Genomic DNA, 5,200 nt, shown 5'->3' on the forward strand with positions numbered 1-5,200 from the left:
GCTCGCAGCCGTAGCTGCGGGCCATGTCGAGCAGTTCTCTACGCAGCTCTTCGATGTGGCGCGCCTGCGAAGGCAGGACATCGGCGATGTGCTCGGGCAGCAGCCAAGCAGAGGACATGGGCGAAGGCAGGCGGTTAAAAACGGCATTCTACCGGTGCCTCCCGGGCCCAGCCTTCAGATCAGCGCAACCAGAGCAGTCCGAACACACCCATCAGGATGCTGGCCAGGCCAATGAAACGAATCTGCCCATCGCTCATCGCCAGGATGCGGCTGAAGACCTCGCGCCAGCGCGCCGGGCTGAGCAGGGGCATCAGCCCCTCGATGACCATCACCAGCGCGAGCGCGGTGAGGAGTTCGTTCACTTGCGCGCCGGTGCGGCGGCGGCCGCGGCGCCGGAGCCCCGCATGGCCTTGAAGAAGTCGCTGGATGGATCGACCACCATCACGTCGCTCTTCCTGCTGAAGCTGGCGCGGTAAGCCTCCAGCGAGCGGTAGAACTGGGCGAACTGGGGATCACGGCCAAAGGCCTCGGCGTACAGGGCAGAGGCCTTGGCGTCGCCCTCGCCCTTGATGAGCTGGGCGTCGCGGAAGGCCTCGGCAACGATGATTTCGCGCTGGCGATCGGCATCGGCCTTGATCTGCTCGCCCTCGGCGGAGCCGGTGGACCTGGCCTCGGCGGCCACGCGCTTGCGTTCCGAATCCATGCGGCGGTAGACCGACTCGGTGATGCTGGCCGCGAAGTCCACACGCTTGATGCGCACGTCAACGACCTCGATGCCGAACTGCTTGGCCTCGTCGGCCAGGCGTTTGCGCACGTCCTGCATGATCTTCTCGCGCTCGGTGGCCAGCACGGCGATGACGGTGCGCTTGGTCACTTCATCGTTGAAGGCGGCCTGCACGACGGGCACCAGGCGGTTCTCGACGTTGCGCATGTCAGCGCCGCTGTTGCGAATGAACTGGCGCGGCTCGGCGACGCGCCACTTGATGAGCCAGTCGATGACCAGGCTCTTCTTTTCAGCCGTGAAGACGGGCCGCGACTCGGTGCTGTCAAGCGTCTGCACGCGGCGGTCCAGCAGCACGACGTTTTGCAGCGGCGGCGGCAGCTTGAACTTCAGGCCCGGCTCGGTAACGACTTCCTTGATCTCGCCGAGCGCATAGATGACGGCGAACTGGCGCTGGTCGACGATGAAGAGCATCGACGACAGCAGCATCAGGACGACGATGGCGCCGGCGACGATGGCGGCAATACGGTTCATTCGGATGGTCCTCGATCAGCGGCCGTCGCGGCTGCGCTGGTTGTCACGGCTGCGCAGGTCGTTGGCACTGGGCAGCGTCTGCGGCTCGGGCACGGTGGTCGGCTGCGGTGCCGACACGGTCACGGTGCCGCTGCTGCCTTGCTGCAGCAGCTTGTCCAGCGGCAGGTAGAGCAGGTTGGAGCCGCTCTTGCTGTCCACCATCACCTTGCTGACGTTGGTGTAGACCTGCTGCATCGCGTCGATGTAGAGGCGGTCGCGCGTGACCTGGGGCGCCTTCTGGTACTCGGTCAGCACGCTCTTGAAGCGCGCCGCATCGCCCTCGGCCGTTGCGATGACACGGGCCTTGTAGCCCTCGGCCTGCTCGCGCAGCCGGGCGGCATCGCCTCGCGCACTCGGGATCTTGTCGTTCGCGTACGCCTGGGCCTCGTTCTTCAACTGCTCGCGGTTGGCGTTGGCCTTCTGCACGTCGTCAAACGCCGCCTGCACCTGCTCGGGCGGCTGCACGCTCTGCACATTGACGTTGACGACCTGGATGCCGGCCTTGAGGCGATCCAGCTGGACCTGAATGGACTTGACCAGGTCAGCGGCGATGGCGTCGCGCTGCTCATAGAGCACCGAATCCATCGTGCTCTTGCCGACGATCTCGCGCACCGCCGACTCTGCGGCCAGCAGCACGGCCTGCTCGGGGTCACGGTTCTCGAACAGGAAGTCGCGCAGGTCACGGATGGTGAACTGCACCGTGAAGCGGATATCGACGATGTTCTCGTCCTGCGTCAGCATGGACGAGTCGCGCAGGCCGGTGGCGGCGACGACCGAACTGCGCCCAACCTCGACCTGGCGCAGCTGCGAGACCGGCTGGATCTCATGCGCCTGGAAGGGATAGGGCAGGCGCCACTGGAAACCGGCTTCGACCGTCTTGCTGTACTTGCCGAAGGAAGTGATGACGCCCTGCTGGCCTTCCTGCACGATGAAGAAGCCGCTGGCCAGCCAGCCCAAAACGACAACGCCGGCGATGAGGCTCAGGCCAATACCGGCGCCCTTCATGTCGGGCGAGCCACCGGAGCCGCTGGGGCCGGATGGCCCGCTGGACTTGCCACCGAACATGCCCGAGAGCTTGCGATTGAATTCGCGCCAGAGCTCATCGAGATCGGGCGGGCCGTCGTTGCGGCCGTTGTTCAGCAACCGGCTCGCGGCACGGGCGACCGGCGTCATCAGACGCTGGGCCCAGGTGCTGCGGGGCGTGGTGTGAGGAGTGCTGCTCATGCCTGGGAGGGGTCTGAGGAAGAAGTTTCGGGATCCGACGAATCAGTGTCGAAACGTGGGTCCCGTTCGTCGGGAATCAAGGGCTGGACCTGCATGGCGGTCGCAATCAGCTGGCGCAACTCGGCAAGGCCGCTKCCATCCAGGGCGCTGACGAAGACTCGCGGCGTCGGCTCGGTACTGCCATTGGCGCGCAGCACGGCGTCGACGATCTCGCGCGGGCGCTGATCGCCGGGCAGCAGATCCTGCTTGTTGTAAACCAGGATCTGCGGCACGTCGGCCGCACCAATCTCGGCCAGCACGCGCTCGACCTCCGCCATCTGTTCCTCCAGCACCGGGCTGGCGGCATCAACGACATGCAGCAGCAGGTCGGCGTCGGCCGCCTCCTGCAGCGTGGCGCGAAAGGCCTCGACGAGCTTGTGCGGCAGGTCGCGGATGAAGCCCACGGTGTCAGACAGCGAGACGCTGGCCGCGGCCTGCTCCAGGTAGAGGGAGCGCGTCGTCGTGTCCAGCGTCGCGAACAGCTGGTTGGCCGCATAGGCGCGCGCCTTGGTCAGCGCGTTGAACAGCGTGCTCTTGCCGGCGTTCGTGTAGCCGACCAGCGAAACCTTGAAGACGCCATTGCGCGAGCGCGCCTTGCGCTGCGTGCCGCGCTGGCGCTGCACCTGCTTCAGGCGTTCCTTGGTCTTCTTGATACGCTCGTCGATCATGCGGCGGTCCAGCTCGATCTGAGCCTCGCCGGGGCCGCCGCGCATGCCGATGCCACCACTCTGGCGCTCCAGGTGGCTCCAGCGCCGCACCAGGCGCGTGGCCAGGTATTGCAGGCGCGCGAGTTCGACCTGCAGCTTGCCCTCGTGGCTTTGCGCACGGGCGGCAAAGATCTCGAGAATCAGCGCGGTGCGGTCGGCGACGGGCACGCCGAGCACGCGCTCCAGGTTGCGCTGCTGGGCCGGCGAAATGGCCTGATCGAACAGCACCGTGTGGGCCTGGTGGGCCAGCACGAGCAGCTTGATCTCGTCGGCCTTGCCGGAGCCGACGAACAGGGCGGCGTCAGGCGCCGGGCGGCGGGCGATGACCTTGGCGACGGGCGTGTCACCGGCGGATTCCGCCAGCAGGGCCAGTTCATCCAGGCTCTCGTCAAAACCCTGGGCGTTGCGGTGACGACCGAAATCGACACCCACAAGAATGGCGCGCGCCGCCTCGGAGGGCGGCGTCGCGTCGTGGGCAGAGGTCGAGGACAAGGGGTGGGGATCAGGCGTCCGCGGGAGCGTCGCCGGCGTGGAAGTTGACCGCACGGCCCGGCACGACAGTCGAGATCGCGTGCTTGTAGACCATCTGCGTCACAGTGTTGCGCAGCAGGACGACGTACTGGTCAAACGATTCGATGTGGCCTTGGAGCTTGATGCCGTTCACGAGGTAGATCGAAACGGGCACATGCTCTTTGCGGAGCAGGTTCAAAAAGGGGTCCTGCAAAAGTTGGCCTTTGTTGCTCATCGGTATGCTCCGAGTTATTCGGGGGGATGGGGGACTACGGGTAAGACCTTAACACAGCGTCTCAGGCCCTCCAGAGGTCAGCCTAGGTCTTTTCGTCGAAGGGATTCTTCGAAGAACGCAGCTCGATCTTCAGCGGCGTTCCGACCAGCTTGTAGTGCGCGCGGATGCGGCCTTCCAGATAGCGCTTGTAGACCTCGGTGACACCGTCCAGCGCATTGCCGTGGATGACGACGATGGGCGGGTTCTGGCCGCCTTGGTGGGCATAGCGCATCTTGGGGCGCGAAACCCCCGAGCGCTTGGGCTGCTGATGCTCCGTGGCTTCCTGGATGAGGCGGGTCAGCACCGGCGTCGTCATCTTGCGGTAGGCCGAGGCGTAGGCGTCGGCCAGCGAATTCCAGACCGCCGACAGGCCCTGGCGCTTCAGCGCCGAGATGTTGTGCATCGGCGCGAACTTCAGGAAGGTCAGACGCTGCTCGATCTGGCGCTGCAGCGTCTCACGCTGGTAGCTGTCGACGGCGTCCCACTTGTTGAGCGCAAGCACCACCGCACGGCCGCTGTCGAGGATGTAGCCGGCGATGTGGGCATCCTGGTCGGTCACGCCCTGGGTCGCGTCCAGCAGCAGCAGCACGACGTGCGCGTCGGCAATCGCCTGCAGCGTCTTGACGACCGAGAACTTCTCGATGGCCTCGAAGACCTTGCCCTTGCGGCGCAGGCCGGCCGTGTCGATGAGCTTGAATTTCTGGCCGTTGCGCTCGAAATCGACCGAGATCGCGTCGCGGGTCGTGCCCGGCATGTCGAAGGCGACCAGGCGCTCTTCGCCCAGCCAGGTGTTGATCAGCGTGCTCTTGCCGACGTTGGGCCGGCCGGCCACGGCCAGGCGGATGACGCCGTCCTGCTGCGGCCCGGCACCGAATTCCTCGGTGGCGTCCTCGAAGGGCTCCAGCACCGCGTCGAGCAGGCTGCGGATGCCCTGGCCATGGGCCGACGAGATCGGATGCGGTTCGCCCATGCCGAGCTCATGGAACTCGGCCAGCAAAGGCGATTCGCTCATGCCCTCGGCCTTGTTGACGGCCAGATGCACGCGCTTGTTGACGCTGCGCAGATAGCGCGCAATGTCGCTGTCGTGCGCCGACAAACCCAGGCGGATATCGACGACGAAGATGACCGCATCGGCCTCGGCCACGGCCTGCT

Annotated in this window: 6 protein-coding genes; all 6 read right to left on the minus strand. The window is 65.8% G+C overall.

Annotation, left to right across the window (positions count from 1 at the left end; genetic code table 11):
* Positions 1-179: 179 nt before the first annotated feature.
* A complete protein-coding gene (locus AC1DU6_RS19545; protein ID WP_056198157.1) occupies positions 180-362 on the minus strand; it encodes a DUF2065 domain-containing protein in 183 nt (60 codons plus the stop codon).
* A complete protein-coding gene (hflC, locus tag AC1DU6_RS19550) occupies positions 359-1,255 on the minus strand; it encodes a protease modulator HflC (RefSeq protein ID WP_056198161.1) in 897 nt (298 codons plus the stop codon). The genes AC1DU6_RS19545 and hflC overlap by 4 nt, the downstream gene beginning before the upstream one ends.
* A 15-nt stretch (positions 1,256-1,270) precedes the next feature.
* Positions 1,271-2,518, minus strand: a complete 1,248-nt coding sequence (gene hflK / locus AC1DU6_RS19555; protein ID WP_157281646.1) for an FtsH protease activity modulator HflK — start codon at positions 2,516-2,518, stop codon at positions 1,271-1,273.
* On the minus strand, positions 2,515-3,756 hold the full coding sequence (gene hflX, locus AC1DU6_RS19560) for a GTPase HflX (protein ID WP_235531995.1): 1,242 nt from the start codon (positions 3,754-3,756) through the stop codon (positions 2,515-2,517). The genes hflK and hflX overlap by 4 nt, the downstream gene beginning before the upstream one ends.
* Before the next feature lie 10 nt (positions 3,757-3,766).
* Positions 3,767-4,009, minus strand: a complete 243-nt coding sequence (gene hfq / locus AC1DU6_RS19565) for an RNA chaperone Hfq (RefSeq protein ID WP_056198163.1) — start codon at positions 4,007-4,009, stop codon at positions 3,767-3,769.
* 82 nt (positions 4,010-4,091) lie between these two features.
* Positions 4,092-5,200: ribosome biogenesis GTPase Der (gene der / locus AC1DU6_RS19570; RefSeq protein WP_477859014.1), on the minus strand; the 1,109-nt coding region annotated here is incomplete at its 5' end.

Source organism: Roseateles sp. P5_B10 (assembly GCF_056400485.1).